Here is a 14358-nt window from a genome sequence, read left to right as displayed (position 1 = left end):
CACACCGCTCAGGGGGTGGCCGGCGGCGCGTCGACGTCGTGTACCAGGCGTCCGTCGGCGGCGGCCAGCGCCCGGTCGTCGCCGACCTCCTCGGCGACCGTCGCCGCGTCCGCCCACAGCCGCCGCGCGTCGGACCGGTCGCCCAGCGCGGCGGCGGCGTCGCCCAGGTAGAGCAGGGTACGCCCCAGCCCCGCCGTGGGCCGGACGTCCTCGCGCAGCCGTCGGCTCTCGGCCAGCAGCTCGTACGCCGTCCGCGCCTGCCCCGGCGCGCTGGTCAGCAGCGTCGCGCCCGCGTTGAGCAGCGCCGCGGCCCGGCTGGTCGCGTCGTTGACCGACTCGTACTCGCGCAGCGCGGCACGCCAGGCCTGCGCCGCGTCCAGGTGCTCGCCGAGGCTGGCGTGCACCAGCACCAGGTTGGTCAGCGCGGCGGCGTAACCGCGCGCGTCACCCACCGACCGGAACGTGTTCGCCGCCCGCACCAGATGGTGGTGCGCGGCGTCCAGCTCGCCCCGGGCCAGCTGCGCCGCGCCGAGCCCTAGCTGGGTGAGGGCGTGCCCGGCCCGGTCCGCGGACGAGCGGTGCCGGCGGGACAGCTCCAGGTGCTCCACCGCGTCGTCGAGCTGCCCCAGGTCGAGCAGGGCCAGGCCGAGGTTCATCCGCGCCTGGGCGGTGCCCCGCCGGCCGCGTTCGGCCACCGCGAGCGTGAGCGCCGCCGCCGCCCCCTGCGGGTCGTGCCGACGTCGACGCAGCACGCCCAGCTCGTTGTGCGCCCAGCCGGCGATCTCCGGTCGGTCGTCGGCCGTCGGGGTGGCCAGGACGGTGCGGCACACCTGCTCCCACTCGTCGAGCCGCTCGACGTGGGCGAGCCACCCGCACAGCGCCACGGCCAACCGGAACCACCACCGGCGTACCCGTCGGGGCAGCGTCTCGGCCGCCCCGGCGGGCACCCGGACGACCGCGAGCAGCAACTCCTGGTGCAGGTCGAACCAGCCGTACGGGTCGTCGTCCAGCGGCAGCGACCACTCCCGGTCCGGCGGGGAGCCCAGCACGGTCAGGTTGGCGGCGTGCCGTTCCGCCCGCCGGGCCAGATGCCGGGTGAGTCGGGCCTGCGCGGCGACCCGGGAACGGGCCGGATCGGCGTCGCGCAGGTGCAGGCGGGCGCTGGCTGCGAGCAGGGGACGGACCTCGTACCGGTCGCCGGGGGCGCCGACCACGAACGCGGCGGCGGCCAACTGGTCCAGCAGCCCGGTGATCCGCTCGGGGTGCCGGCGGGCCAGCGCGGCGATGGTCGGCCGGTCCACCGGGGCCGGCGCCAGCGACATCAGGCGGTAGAGCCGGCGGGCCTCGCGGGTCAACGCCCGGTAGGCGGTGTCCCGTTCGGTGACGAGCTGGGCGGCCGGCGAGACGGCGACCCGCTGGTGCGGCGGGGTGCGCACCGCCCGGCGCAGCGCGTCCAGGACGTCGATGTGCCGCCAGCCGTGCTGGGCCGTGCGGTAGCCGAGAGCGCGGACGGTGCGCGGCTGCCGGCCGCACAGGTCGACGATCTCGCGCACGGCCGGGTCGGTACGCGGGTCGGCGCGGCGGACCCGGGCCGCCGGGGCGGCGCCGCCAGCGGCGGCGAACAGTTCGACTGCCTCGTCCGGGCCCGGCTCGGCGATCCAGTGCTCCACCACTCCGTTCAACCCGCTGAGCGCGGGTCCGCCGGCCAGCAGCAGCCGACAGGTACGCGCGGTCGGCGGTAGCAGCGCGCGGACCTGTTCGGGCCGGTCGACGTTGTCCAGGACCAGCAGGATCTTGCGACCGTCGATCTTGCGGCGGATCGCGGCGGCCGCGGCCGCGAGGGCGTCCGGCCGACCGGACACCGGCGGCGCGCTGCCCAGGACCCCCGCCAACGCGGTGAGCACCTGCCGGGGAGAACGGGGTCGTCCACCCCGGCGCAGGTCGAAGTGGTACTGCCCGTCCGGGAAGTCCGCCCGGCACAGGTTCGCCGCCTCGATGGCGCAGGCCGACGTGCCGACCGCCCGCCGGCCCAGCACCGCCACGGCGTGCTCGCGCCCGAGCAGGTCCAGCACCGCCCGCACGTGCTCGTCGCGGCCGGTGAACCCCGCCGTGTACGGCAGGGTCGGCACATCCTCGGCCGGCGTGCTGACCACCTCGGTGGGCTCCGGACCGGTCTCCCGCCCGGCCCGGCGCTGATGCGCGTACACCGCGAAGCCGATCGCGCCGACGAGCCCGACCACGATGCTCGCCGGGCCGAGCAGCTCGGCGGCCGGGCCGAGCGCGCTGCTCACCAGCTCGGAGAGCAGATTGATGCCCACGTTGCCGAGCACGCCGCCGAGCAGCGAGAAGACGGCGGCGAGCAACGGCCACCTCGGCCCACGGCCGGGCGCCTTGGCGGGGCGGGTCACCGTACGCCCCCGGAGACCAGGCCGGGGACGAGTTGCCGCCGGGCGAGCACCATGAGCGCCACCGGCAGCACCGAGGCCAGCACCGAACCGGCGGCCAGGACCCCGCTGTTGGACACGAAGCCGCGGCTCTGCCCGGCCAGGAACAACCCGAGCGGAGTGGCCTCCGGGCCGCTGAACAGCAGGCCCACCGCCAGGTCGTTCCAGACCTGGACGAACTCCAGCACGGAGACGGCGACCACGGCCGGCAGGTTGTGCCGGGCCAGTCGACGAAGCGTGCCCCACCACCGCCGGCCGCCCAGCCGAGCGCCGCGTACCTGGTCGGCCGGCAGGTCGGCGAACGCGTTACGCAGCACCAGCACCGCGAACGGCACCCCCAGCGCCACGTGCACCAGCGCCAACCCGCGTGCGGTGCCGGAGGAGAGCACCAAACCGAGCACCTCGTTGACCGGCCCGGCGATCACCTGCACCGGGACGACGGTGGCGGCCATCAGCAGCAGGCCGGTCGCCTGTGCGGCCGGCCCGGTCAGCCACGCCAGCGGGTAGGCGGCCAGCAGCCCGACGACGAGAACCGTCGCGGTGACGACGGTGGCCAGCAGCAGGGTGAAGCCGAGCGCCCGCCACAGCTCGTCGCCGCCGAGCAGGGCCTCGTAGGAGCCCGCGCCGGGCGGGGCCGACCACCAGCCCTGCGCGGCGGCGTCGACCTGCCCGTGCGCGGAAGTCGCGAGCAGCACCACCAGCGGAAAGAGCCAGGCCACCGCAGCGGCGGCGGCGAGCACCCGGAACAGCCGGCGCGGCGGCAGCGTCGGAGCCGCGTCGGGCGTCGCCTCGACGCGCGGCGGCGGCCACGCCTGGCGGACGAAGAACGCCGCCACCAGCATTCCGGCGGCCACCGCCGCCAGCCAGACGACGCCGAGCGCGGCGCCCTGCCCGGTGGTGGTGCCACCCGAGGTCTGCCACACCCGCAGGGCGAGCACCGCCGCGTCGTCGCGGACCGACCCGGGCGTCATCACCAGGATCAGGTCGAAGGTGCGGCTCGTGCCGAGCGCCACCAGGGCGAAGACCACCGCGACGGTACGCAACAACAGCGGCCGCCACTGCGCGTCCCACAGGACGTGTCGCCGGCCGCCGCCGTAGGCGCGTACCGCGTCGGCCAGGCTCGGCGGTACGCGGTCCAGCGCGGCCCGGAAGACCAGCACGGCGAGCCCCACCCACGCCCAGACGAACGCCGACATCAACGCCACCGTCACGAGGCCCGGCCCGAGCAGTTGCGGGGCGTCCTCATTGGAGCGACCGGTCACCCGCGCGGCGAGCAGGGTCACCAGGCCACGGGTCGGGTCGGGGTCGTACATGAGCCGGAAGGTCACGCCGGTGACGACCAGCGGCAACGCCACCGGCACCAGCAGGATCAGGCGGACCAGGCCGCCCTCCTGGGAGCGGCGCGACACGACGGCGAACAGGTAGCCCAGCGCCGTCACCACGGCCGGCACCAGCACCGCCCACAGCACCGTACGGCCGACCACCGCGCCGGTGTGCGGCGCGGCGAGGGCGGCCCGGAAGTGTTCCGCGCCGACCCAGCGACCGTCGGTGGTGACGCTGGCGTGCAGCGTGCGTAGCACCGGCCACAGCACCAGCGCCCCGAGCAGCAGCGCGGCCGGCAGCAGCAGCGCGGAGGTCGCACCGGCCGCCGGGTAGGCGCGGCCCCGGCGCGGCGGGCCCACGTCGTCGAGCACCGCCAGCTCGCCGAGCACCCGGGTCTCGCTCACCGGTCACCGCCCGCGTCGCGGGCCGCCGCGGCGAGCTGCCCGGTGGCGTCGTCGATCGCCCGGCGGGCCGGCACGCCGCCGGTGACGTCGGCGAAGAAGTCCTGCATGATGCGCCAGATGCCGACGCCGTCCGAGCCGGTGAACGCACCGGGCAACTGGTCGGAGAGGTCGAAGTGCAGGGTGTCCGGGCCGCGCATCTCGCGGGCCAGTTGCCGGCGGACCGGGTCGGCGTACTCGGTCAGCGCGATCGTGGTGTTCGGCGACAGGTAGCCGCCGGCCCGCAGCCAGGGACCGAACGAGTCGGCCCGGGTCAACCACTCGACCAGCTCCAGGCCGCCCCGGTCGTGGTCGAAGGCCACCGCGACGTCGCCGCCGACGATCAGCGCGCCGCTGCCCGCCCCGGCGCTCGGGAAGCGGAAGGTGACCGGCTCCTCGGCGCCGCTGCGGAACCGGCCCACCACCTCGGCGGTGAAGTCGGCCTCGAAGACCATCACCGCCCGCCGTGAGCGCACCACCTGGATCACCGACTCCTCGTACTGGGTGAGCAGGGCACGTTTGCCACCGCCGGGGAACGCGCCGTCGATGCTCCACAGCTCGGCGAGCCGGTCCAGGGTGTCGCGCACCGCCCGGCCCTGCCAGTCACCCCCCTCGGACGCGGCGAGAGCGTCGTAGGCGGTGGGCGCGAGGTCGGCCAGCACGTTCTCGAACCAGTCGGTGAGGACCCAGCCGTCCGCCGCGCCGATGGCCAGGGGCGCCGGGCCGCCGTCGCGGGCGAGCGCGCCGAGGCGGCGGGTCAGCGAGACCAGCTCGTCCCAGCTCGTCGGCGGCTCGGGCAGCATCGCGGGCAGATGCCACACCAGGGACTTGTGCGCGGCCTTGACCCACAGGCCGTAGCGCTGCCCCCCGGCCATCAGCAGGTCGCCGAGACCGATCGGCACCGCGTACTCGGTCGACGGTCGCACCGGGCGCAGCCAGCCCCGCGCGGCGTACTCGGTGACCAGGCCGGGACGCGACAGGATCGCCACGTCCGGCGAGGTGCCCGCGAGGTGCCGGGCGCGCAGGAACGCGTCGATGTCGTTGCCGGCGCTGACCACCCGCACCGGAGCGGGGTACGCGGCCACGACCTCGCGGAAGCGGTCCAGCTCACCGCCGCTCCAGACCACCGCCACCTGTACCGAGCGGGTGCCGCCGCCGCACCCGGCCGCAGTCGCCGCCGCGCCGACGGCGGCGGCGCGCAGCAGCGTACGACGGGTGAGGCCGCCGGCCGGACTCACCGTGGGACCTCATCGGGCTCGGTGACCAGGTGGTGCCGCGTCGGGATCTCGGCCAGGGTGGACGGATCGGCGGTGCAGACGAGTGTGGCGACCCCCGGCGTCTGCGACGGGGCGAGTCGGGGCAGCAGGTCGCCGAGGCGGCTGCCGCCGGCGGGGTCGACGGGCAGGTCCACGACGAGCACCTCGGGCAGGCAGACGGCGGCCCGGGCCAGCGCGACCCGGAACCGCTGCGCGTCGGAGAGCACGTGCGGGAGCAGGTCGAGCGTCGGCGCCAACTCCAGCCGCTCCACCACCGTCGCCGTCCAGTCGTCGGCCATCTCGTGCACCCGTTCGCGTTTGCGTTGGCCGTACTCGATGTTGCGGCGCACGGTGAGCTGCGGCAGCAGCGCGCCGCCCGCCGGCACGTAGCCGATCTGCCGGCGCGGCGGCGGCAGGGCCGTGACGTCCCGCTCGCCCACCATGATCCGACCGGTGACGGGGGCGGCCAGGCCGGCCAGCACCCGGGCCACAGCCGTGCCGACCCGGGGCGGCGCGACCAGCGCGACCGTCTCGCCGGCCGCGACGTCGAGGGTGACCGGCCCGGTGCCGGGGACGGCGACCATCGCGCGTAGTCGTAACGTTGCCCTCACCTCCGGTGACCGCTGGCGACCGTCCCAGGGTGGCACACGTGGCCGACAGTCGATGTCCCGCCGATCTTCCATTGTGGAGGGCGACGGCACCTACCGGGAGCCGTAGAGGGCAGCCAGCCCAGCGGCCGTGGCCGCCAGGAGTTCGCGCAGCGCCACCGGGGTCAGCACCTCCACGTCGGCACCGAGGCGCAGCAGATCGCCGTGGGCGTGGGTCAACGACTCGATCGGCAGCACGGCGGTCACCCAACCCTGGGCGTCGGCAGGACCGGCGCTGGCGTCCACGGCGGCCACCACCGGATCACTGCCGATCTCCCGCAGCCGCGCCCGGCCGGCGGGGGACAGGCGTACGGTGGCCTCGTCCTGGTGCAGTCGGGCGCGGAACCGCACCACGTGCTCACGCCACCAGGCTGGCAGGTCGAAGTCGGCCGGCCGGTCGAACTCCTCGGTCAGGGGGGTCAGCGCGAGGATCTGGTTGACCCGGTAGGTCGCCGGCTCGGACCGGCCCGGTTGAGTGGCCACCACGTACCATCGGCCGCCCTTGAGCACCAGGCCGTACGGCTCCAGCACCCGGGTCACCTCACCCCGCCAACCGCGGTAACGCACCCGCACGCGTTGCTGCCGCCAGACGGCCTCGGCGGTGCGGGCCAGTTCGGGGGAGGCGTCGCCGTCCGCGTACCAACCGGGTGTGTCCAGGTGGAAGCGCTGCTGGAGCTGGGTGGCCCGGTCGCGCAACGTGGTCGGCAGCGCCTCGTGCAGCTTGAGTCGCAGCGCCGCCACGACGTCTCCGTAGCCCAACTCGTCGGCGGGGCCGGGCAGCCCGGCCAGGAACAGCCGCTCGGCCTCCTCGGCGGTCAGGCCGGTCAGCCGGGTCCGCCAGCCGTCGACGAGTTGGTAACCGCCGGCGTGCCCGGCCTCTCCGTAGAGCGGGATGCCGGCGGCGTGCAGCGACTCCACGTCGCGGTAGATGGTGCGTGGGGAGACGGACAGCCGCTCGGCGAGCTGGCCGGCGGTCAGCCGGCCGTGCGACTGGAGCAGCAGCAGGACGGAAATGAGTCGACTGGCCCGCACTCCACTGACACTAGCTGTCAGTGGAGTGGTCCTACCGTCCAGGCATGGCATTCGACGACAAGGATCTACGAACGCTCGAGCCGATCGTGGTGGACGGTTGGCAGCTCAAGCGTTACCACATCGACCAGCCGGGGCAGCCGATCGAACCGGCGGTGGAGAAGGCCGCCTACGACGTACTGCCAGCGCTGCTGGCCCGCGCGGTGCGCGACGGCACGCCGGCCGCCGGGTGGGTGGTGCTGCACCGGGGCGCGGACACCGGCGCCTACCTGCTGGCGTACACCTGGGTGTGGGACAACGCGTTGCAGGTGCACATCGCGGTGGCCGGTCAGCCGGTGCTGGACTGCCCGGACGACGACCCGACCCACTTCGTCGAGCTGGGACGGCGTGAGGTCGGCTGCGTCTGGGAGTTGGCGGTGCTGGAGCACGAGCGGACCGCCTGGGTCCGGCACCTGCTGGCCCCGGAGACGCCCGACCTGGCCGGTTACCTGGGCGACTCGCGGGCGGACGGGCCGGTCGGCCACTGATGGGCGACTTCGACTTCTACGTGGGCACCTGGAACGTGGTCAACCGGCGGCTCCGCGAACGGCTGACCGGCTGCGACGAGTGGGACGAGTTCCCCGGTGTGTCGGTGGCGCGCAGCTTCTTCGGCGGGGGTGGCAACTTCGACGAGATCACCTTTCCCACCAGGGGTTTCTCCGGTGCCACGATCAGGATCTTCGACCCGGCGAGCGAGCAGTGGTCGATCTACTGGATGAACAGCGGTCGCGGCGAGTTGGAGCAGCCGCCGGTGGTCGGTCGCTTCGTCGACGGGGTCGGCCGCTTCTACGCCGACGACCAGCACGAGGGGCGTCCGGTCCGGTGCCGGTTCATCTGGTCCGGGATCACCGCGACGACGGCCCGCTGGGAGCAGGCGTTCTCGGTCGACGGCGAACGCACCTGGGAGACGAACTGGATCATGGAATCGACGCGAGCGTCCACCGACTAGCCTGCGGGCCATGCGCAGATGGGGGCGGATGGATCCGTGGGGCTTCCGGCAGGTGTTCACCGGATTCATGGTGCTGGCTGGGTCGACGATGGCGGCGTTCGTGGTGGTCTTTGTCGGGCGCGGGTTGGCCGGGGGCACGGTCCACCGGGGCGACGCCTTGAGCATGGCTGGGGCGTTGCCGATCCTCGGGGTGTGGCTGACGTTCGCCCTCCGGATGCATCTGACCGGGATCTACGTCAACGACGAGGGCGTACGGCTGCGGCACATCTTCCGCACGCGGACGTTCCGGTGGTCGGAGGTCACCGGGTTCGAGGCGCGTCCCGCGCTGTTCCTCGGCGAACCCACCGTGCGCGACGCCTGCTGGGTGCGCACAACCGGCGGCGCGTTCGAGTCGGCGGTGCAGCGGCGTTCGCGGGAGATGGGTTGGCGCAAGGACGTCGGGCCGGTCCTCTCCTCGGACGACTTCGAAGGGATGCTCGCTCGGCTCGACGCCGAGCGGGCTTCCCGCCGTTCCGGCCCGCAGGTGGTCCGGCGCTAGTTAACGGCCGTTCGGTCGCGGTGTTAGGGTCCGACCACCGCCCCGGATGGAGGAAGCGATGCCCTCCGACCACGTTGACGTGCTCATCGTCGGCGCCGGCCTGTCCGGCGTCGGCGCGGCCTGCCACCTGCGCCGCGACTGTCCCGACAAGACGTACGCGGTGCTGGAGTCGCGCGACGCGGTCGGCGGCACCTGGGACCTGTTCCGCTACCCGGGCGTCCGGTCCGACTCGGACATGTTCACCCTCGGCTACTCGTTCCGGCCGTGGACCGACGCGCGGTCGATCGCCGACGGCGCGAGCATCCTCGAGTACGTGCGCGAAACGGCCCGGGAGTACGACGTGCAGCGGCACATCCGCTTCTCCCACCGGGTGACGCGCGCCGAGTGGGACAGCGACGCCGCCCGCTGGACGGTGTACGCCGAGCGCACCGACACCGCCGAGACGGTGGTGCTGACCTGCTCGTTCCTGTTCGCCTGCACCGGCTACTACCGGTACGACGAGGGCTACACGCCCGCTCTGCCGGGCGTCGACGCGTACACCGGGCGGTTGGTGCACCCGCAGCACTGGCCGGACGACCTCGACCACGCCGGCAAGCGGGTGGTGGTGATCGGCAGCGGCGCGACCGCCGTGACGTTGGTGCCGGCCCTGGCGCGACGGGCCGCCCACGTGACGATGCTGCAACGCTCACCGTCGTACGTCATCGCCCTGGCCGCACGCGACCGGCTGGCCGACGCCCTGCGGCGTCGGCTGCCGGCGGGCGTCGCGTATCCGGTGGTGCGGTGGAAGAACGTGCTGCTGTCCACGGCCACGTTCCAGCTCAGCCGGCGCGCGCCGGGGCTGGTGAGACGGCTGCTGCGCCGGGCCGCGACGCGCCTGCTGCCGGTCGGGTACGACGTCGACCGGCACTTCTCGCCCCGTTACGACCCGTGGGACCAGCGCCTCTGCGTGGTGCCCGACGGCGATCTCTTCACCGCCGTGTCGCAGGGCCGGGCGTCGGTGGTGACCGACACCATCGACACGTTCACCGCCGACGGCCTCCGGTTGGCCTCGGGCGACGAGGTGAGCGCCGACATCGTGGTCACCGCGACCGGGCTCAACCTGCTCGCCCTCGGTGGCCTGACGCTGCGCGTCGACGGTGTCGACGTCGACCTGGCCGACACCGTCGCCTACAAGGGCATGATGCTCTCCGGGGTACCGAACCTCGCGCTGACCATCGGCTACACCAATGCGTCGTGGACCCTCAAGGCCGACCTGGTCGCCGGCTACGTCTGCCGGCTGCTGCGCCACCTGGACCGCACCGGCCAGCAGGTCGTCACCCCGCTGCCGCCACCCGGTGACGAGCGGGCGCCGCTGATCGACCTGCGCTCCTCGTACGTGCTGCGCGGTGTCGCCGCCCTGCCCCGGCAGGGCGCGCGGACGCCGTGGCGGCTGCACCAGAACTACGTTCGCGACGTGCTGCTGATGCGGCACGGCCGGCTCGCCGACGAGGGCGTGCGGTTCTCCCGCCGCGCCCGCCAGGGAAGGAGCACCGATCGTGCGGAGGTTTGAGTTCGCCGGCGCGACGGCCGTGGTGACCGGCGCGGCCAGTGGCATCGGCGCGGCGCTGGCGCACGGCCTGGCCGATCGGGGCGCCGACCTGGTGCTCCTGGACCGCGACGCCGAGCGGCTGGACGCCGTCGTCGCCGCCATCGGCCTCACCCACCCGGACCGGCGCGTGCACACGTATCGGGTGGACCTCGCCGACGCGGCGGCCACCGCGCGGGTGGCGGCCGAGATCGGCCAGCGTCATCCGCGGATCCGGCTGCTGGTGAACAACGCCGGTGTCGGCCTCGGCGGCCGGTTCGACCAGGTCACGTTCGACGAGTTCAGCTGGGTCATCGAGATCAACTTCCGGGCGGTGGCACAGGTGACGCACGCGCTGCTGCCCGCGCTCAAGGCCGAACCGGGCGCGCACCTGGTCAACATCTCCAGCCTGTTCGGGCTGATCGCGCCGGCCGGGCAGGTCGCGTACGCGGCGAGCAAGTTCGCCGTCCGGGGTCTGACCGAGGCGCTGCGGCACGAGCTGGTCGACGACGGCATCGGCGTGACGTCGGTGCACCCGGGCGGGATCCGGACCCGGATCACCGAGAACGCCCGCGTCGGCAGCGGCGTGCCGGCCCAGGAGTATGCCGCCGGTCGGGCGCAGTTCGAGAAGCTGCTCACGATCGCGCCGGAGCGGGCCGCCGAGGTGATCCTGCGGGGCGTCGAGCGACGGCGGGGCCGGGTGCTCATCGGCTGGTCGGCGAAGGTGCCCGACCTGCTGGCCCGGATCATGCCGGCGTCGTACTACCGGGTGCTGATGGTCGGCCTCAACCGGGGCGTGACCCGGCCCGCGCCGGTCCCGCCGCCGGTCGCCGACCCCACCTGATCAGGGCGGGCTGCCGCCGCGCTTCTCCTCCTGGGCCAGCACCGCCTCCCGGTGCTCGGGCTCGTCGCGGCGGGCCAGCTCGGCGGCCAGTCGCGGGTCGGCCACCAACCGCTCCCGGTTGCGGTGCAGGAAGCTCTCGAAACCCCCGGTGTACGGGCAGGCCAACTCGCCGAGCGCCCGCTCCGGCGCGTACCGGCAGCCGGCGCAGTAATCGCTGATCTCGTCGATGTCGGTGCCGTCCACCGCGTACGGGCGAGTGTCCACCCGGGCCAGGTCGGCGTACTGGCTCATGCCGATCACGGTCGCGTTCATCACCCAGTCGGTGCCGTCCACGAAGCAGCGCTGGAACCAGTCCGCCACCTCGGCGGGACGCCAGCCGCGCTGCAACGCGTAGTTGCCCAGCACCAGCAGCCGGGGGCTCTGGTGCGTCCAGGCCCGGTCACGCACGGCGGCGAGCACGTCGGCCAGACAGCGCGCCTCCACCGCGTCGGCGTCCAGGTCGGCGAACCACTGCGGCATCGGCTCACTCGCGGTCAGCCACTTCGCGCCCCGGAACTGCGGCTCGTGGTACCAGTACAACTGCCAGAGGAACTCCCGCCAACCGAGCAGCCCGCGGATGAACGGCTCCACCGCCGTACGGGGGGCGAGGCCGGACCGCCACGCCTGCTCGGCGGCGCGCACGGCCGGTTCGGGGTGCAGCAGCCCCAGGTTGAACGACGACGAGAGCGTCGAGTGCGCGAACAGCGGGTCGTCGGCGCTCATCACGTCGGCGTACCGGCCGAACCCGGGCAGCCGGTGCGCGAGGAAGTGCGCCAACCGGGCCTGCGCCTCGTCGTGCGTGGCCGGGTACCGCCGGGGGCCGTCCCGACCGACGAACCGCACCCCGTCGGCCGCCCACCCGTCGAGGTCGCGGCGGACCTGCGCGTCGATGTCGTCCTCGACGATGGGCGGCGGTGGCGGCGGGGTGGCGGGCACGGCGGGGGCCTCACCACGCGGGCGGCGCGGCGTCGGGGCCGGCGCGGAGATCCGGGCCGGCCCGGACAGCACGTCGTGCCGGCGACGGGCCTGCCGGTAGTAGTCGGCCATCCGCAGCGGGCCGCGCCGGGTGCGGTCCGCCCAGGCCGCGAAGTCGGACTGGCTGGTGATGAAGCCGCGCGGTGGCAGCACGCTCAGGCGAGGCACCGAGCGGGCGAACTCCAGCGCGGCCCGGGAGTGCGGGTGGCACACCTCCACCGGCTCGCCGACCTGAGTCAGCGCCTCGCGGAACGTGTCGGTGCGCAGCAGCAACGCCCGGTCGCCCAGCTCGGCGGCGCGGTGGCGCAGGGCGGAGAGGATCAGGTGCGCCTTCTGCCGGTGCATCGGGCGGCGGCGGAACAGCTCCCGGATCTCCACCAGGAGGACCGGTTGATCGGGGTCGTCGAGGAAATGTGGCCCGAGTTGGTCGGCCAGCAACCATCGGCGGCGTAGCATCCCGCAATTCTGCCCATTTTCGGGTCGTCCCGCGCGCCGGCAGGCCGGATGATCGATGTCTGATCCAGATCGATGTCAGGCGGCGCGGCTCGTGACGGCCCCGACGTCACGTTTGCGCAGCACCACCGTCACGGCCACGAGGGCGACCAGCAGCAGCGCGAGCACCGGCACCGGAGCCGGTCCGAGCGGCACGAGCAGCGCCACCCCGGCGACGACCGGATAGGCGACCACCACCGCGCCGTGCTGCTGACGGCGGACGTGCAGCACCCAGACGGTGAGCAGGAAGACGGCCAACGGCACGGCGACCGCGTACGCGGCGGTCGTACCGGACACGTGGGCGAGGTGCCGCTCGTGGTCCACCACGACGGGCAGGCCGGCGCCGACGGCGGCGATCGCGGCGAAGATCAGGTAGTGGCCGTAGCCCCAGACCAGGGAGTACGGCAGCCGGTCCGGCGCCTCGACCGGGCGGTCGAAGTAGAGCCACCAGAGCGCGTACACGATGACCGCGCCGGCCGCCGCGAGCGCCCAGAGACCGTGGTCGCCCGCGTCCAGCCCGGTCTGGATCGCCACCGAGATCGCCAGCACCGCCTCGCCGAGCACGATCAGCGTGAACAGCCCGTACCGTTCGCCGATGTGCCCGGGGTGCCAGGGCGTCATGCCCGGCCGCTCGGCCACCGCCGGAACGAGCAGGTCGGCGAGCGCCAGCAGCAGGAACGTGACCATGCCCCAGTCGTCGGGCAGCGCCAGCCGCAGCAGCCAGCCGAGCTGCACGACGGTCACGCCGATCGCGTACCTGCGCGCCGCGGCCCGGTGCGTCGGATCGCCGGCGGCGGCCCTGCTCCACTGCACGACGGCGGCCAGCCGCATGACCACGTACCCGTAGGTGATGACGGTGAAGTCGCCCTCGGCGAACGCGCGCGGCACCCCCGCCGCCAGGATCAACGCCCCGGTGATCTGCACCAGTGTCGTGATCCGGTAGACGTCGTCGTCGGTGTCGTACGCCGAGGCGAACCAGGTGAAGTTCATCCACGACCACCAGATCGCGAAGAACACCATCAGGTAGCTGCGCAGCGCGTGGTCGAGGTGCCCTTCGGCGACGTCGTGGTGCAGGGCGGACGCCGCCTGTGCCACGGCCACCACGAAACACAGGTCGAAGAAGAGTTCCAGTGGGGTGGCCGCGCGGTGTGGCTCGTCCCGGCGACGGGGCCGCATGGGCCGGTAGAACGGCCGCACCGAACGACTGTGGGTCACCGCAGCTCCTCAGGCCGACCGTCGGGGTCGGCGACACGATAGCGGGTGCCGGCGGCGCGGTTCCGCCAGGTCAGCCGCGCCGACGGCGGTGGGTCAGCCCCTCCAGCACGAGCGTCAGGCCGGCGCCGACCAGCCACACGTCCTTGGCCAGGCCGGCGCCCTGCTGCGTCGGTCGGATGCTGCCGGGCCGCCGCATCCCCGGCGTCTTCAGGTAGAGCTGCACGAGACCCGCGCCGAACGCGGTCAGGCCGAGCCCCACCAGGGGCGTCGGCACGAAGGGCGCGAGCAGCGCCGCCCCGAGGGCGATCTCCGAGTACGACAGCAGCTTGGCGAACCGCGGCGGGTCCAGTTGACCGAGTTGCGGCATCGCCGCCACCGCCATCCCGTGCACGGCCTGCGCGGCCTCGCCCTCCAGGCTCCGCTTGCCGAGGCCCGAGTCGAGGAAGTACGCGCCGATGCTGGCCCGCAGCGGCAGGTGCGCGATTTTCATGATCACTCCCGGTGGCCGTGGTCCGAATCGTGGCCCGCGTACCCCGCGTGACCCGCGATAACCCGCCCCCCGGC

The 14358-nt window shown here is 74.1% G+C and carries 13 protein-coding genes; 5 read left to right on the top strand and 8 right to left on the bottom strand.

The genetic code is table 11. The annotated features are described in order from the left end of the window. Positions 1-8: 8 nt before the first annotated feature. The 5 genes from ACIA3K_RS06470 to ACIA3K_RS06450 form a co-directional block, all read right to left on the bottom strand. A complete protein-coding gene (locus ACIA3K_RS06470; protein ID WP_396799520.1) occupies positions 9-2408 on the bottom strand; it encodes a tetratricopeptide repeat protein in 2400 nt (799 codons plus the stop codon). Continuing rightward, on the bottom strand, positions 2405-4171 hold the full coding sequence (locus tag ACIA3K_RS06465) for an ABC transporter permease subunit (RefSeq protein ID WP_396799519.1): 1767 nt from the start codon (positions 4169-4171) through the stop codon (positions 2405-2407). Before ACIA3K_RS06465 ends, ACIA3K_RS06470 begins: the two co-directional genes overlap by 4 nt. Then, positions 4168-5445 (bottom strand): hypothetical protein, encoded by a 1278-nt coding sequence (locus ACIA3K_RS06460; RefSeq protein WP_396799518.1) that lies wholly within the window; start codon positions 5443-5445, stop codon positions 4168-4170. The genes ACIA3K_RS06465 and ACIA3K_RS06460 overlap by 4 nt, the downstream gene beginning before the upstream one ends. Further along, positions 5442-6047: an ATP-binding cassette domain-containing protein gene (locus ACIA3K_RS06455; protein WP_396799517.1), complete on the bottom strand. Its 606-nt coding sequence runs from the start codon at positions 6045-6047 to the stop codon at positions 5442-5444. Before ACIA3K_RS06455 ends, ACIA3K_RS06460 begins: the two co-directional genes overlap by 4 nt. A gap of 117 nt (positions 6048-6164) precedes the next feature. Then, the gene (locus tag ACIA3K_RS06450) at positions 6165-7142 is read right to left on the bottom strand and encodes a helix-turn-helix transcriptional regulator (protein WP_396799516.1); all 978 of its coding nucleotides are present in this window, start codon (positions 7140-7142) and stop codon (positions 6165-6167) included. 44 nt (positions 7143-7186) lie between these two features. Between ACIA3K_RS06450 and ACIA3K_RS06445 the strand changes: the two genes are divergently transcribed. From ACIA3K_RS06445 to ACIA3K_RS06425, 5 genes are read left to right on the top strand one after another with little or no spacing between them, the layout of a single operon-like run. Beyond that, positions 7187-7666 (top strand): hypothetical protein, encoded by a 480-nt coding sequence (locus ACIA3K_RS06445; protein WP_396799515.1) that lies wholly within the window; start codon positions 7187-7189, stop codon positions 7664-7666. Continuing rightward, positions 7666-8127: a hypothetical protein gene (locus tag ACIA3K_RS06440; protein WP_396799514.1), complete on the top strand. Its 462-nt coding sequence runs from the start codon at positions 7666-7668 to the stop codon at positions 8125-8127. The genes ACIA3K_RS06445 and ACIA3K_RS06440 overlap by 1 nt, the downstream gene beginning before the upstream one ends. A 10-nt stretch (positions 8128-8137) precedes the next feature. Further along, positions 8138-8665, top strand: a complete 528-nt coding sequence (locus ACIA3K_RS06435) for a PH domain-containing protein (RefSeq protein WP_396799513.1) — start codon at positions 8138-8140, stop codon at positions 8663-8665. Positions 8666-8723: 58 nt separating this feature from the next. Further along, positions 8724-10214, top strand: a complete 1491-nt coding sequence (locus ACIA3K_RS06430; RefSeq protein WP_396799512.1) for a flavin-containing monooxygenase — start codon at positions 8724-8726, stop codon at positions 10212-10214. Next, positions 10201-11073: an SDR family NAD(P)-dependent oxidoreductase gene (locus tag ACIA3K_RS06425; protein ID WP_396799511.1), complete on the top strand. Its 873-nt coding sequence runs from the start codon at positions 10201-10203 to the stop codon at positions 11071-11073. Before ACIA3K_RS06430 ends, ACIA3K_RS06425 begins: the two co-directional genes overlap by 14 nt. On the opposite strand, the gene ACIA3K_RS06420 is transcribed toward ACIA3K_RS06425, so the two are convergent. The 3 genes from ACIA3K_RS06420 to ACIA3K_RS06410 all read right to left on the bottom strand — a co-directional run bounded on the left by ACIA3K_RS06420 (position 11074) and on the right by ACIA3K_RS06410 (position 14284). Further along, complete coding sequence (locus ACIA3K_RS06420) at positions 11074-12543, bottom strand: cryptochrome/photolyase family protein (RefSeq protein WP_396799510.1); 1470 nt, start codon at positions 12541-12543, stop codon at positions 11074-11076. Between the two features lie 75 nt (positions 12544-12618). Then, complete coding sequence (locus tag ACIA3K_RS06415; protein ID WP_396799509.1) at positions 12619-13794, bottom strand: low temperature requirement protein A; 1176 nt, start codon at positions 13792-13794, stop codon at positions 12619-12621. Between the two features lie 70 nt (positions 13795-13864). Beyond that, positions 13865-14284 (bottom strand): hypothetical protein, encoded by a 420-nt coding sequence (locus tag ACIA3K_RS06410; protein ID WP_396799508.1) that lies wholly within the window; start codon positions 14282-14284, stop codon positions 13865-13867. Between the last annotated feature and the right edge of the window lie 74 nt (positions 14285-14358).

The sequence above is a fragment of the Micromonospora sp. NPDC051543 genome, assembly GCF_044454415.1.
Taxonomy (GTDB): domain Bacteria; phylum Actinomycetota; class Actinomycetes; order Mycobacteriales; family Micromonosporaceae; genus Micromonospora.
Note: the sequence above shows the minus strand (reverse complement) of the source record. Positions and strands in the feature narration are given on the sequence as shown.

What these genes read in the sequence shown, in the direction of transcription:
- ACIA3K_RS06445 (WP_396799515.1), top strand. Translation starts at nt 7,187, where the DNA reads ATGGCATTCGACGACAAGGATCTACGAACGCTCGAGCCGATCGTGGTG.
- ACIA3K_RS06435 (WP_396799513.1), top strand. Translation starts at nt 8,138, where the DNA reads ATGCGCAGATGGGGGCGGATGGATCCGTGGGGCTTCCGGCAGGTGTTC.
- ACIA3K_RS06455 (WP_396799517.1), bottom strand. Translation starts at nt 6,047, where the DNA reads ATGGTCGCCGTCCCCGGCACCGGGCCGGTCACCCTCGACGTCGCGGCC.
- ACIA3K_RS06430 (WP_396799512.1), top strand. Translation starts at nt 8,724, where the DNA reads ATGCCCTCCGACCACGTTGACGTGCTCATCGTCGGCGCCGGCCTGTCC.
- ACIA3K_RS06410 (WP_396799508.1), bottom strand. Translation starts at nt 14,284, where the DNA reads ATGAAAATCGCGCACCTGCCGCTGCGGGCCAGCATCGGCGCGTACTTC.
- ACIA3K_RS06440 (WP_396799514.1), top strand. Translation starts at nt 7,666, where the DNA reads ATGGGCGACTTCGACTTCTACGTGGGCACCTGGAACGTGGTCAACCGG.
- ACIA3K_RS06420 (WP_396799510.1), bottom strand. Translation starts at nt 12,543, where the DNA reads ATGCTACGCCGCCGATGGTTGCTGGCCGACCAACTCGGGCCACATTTC.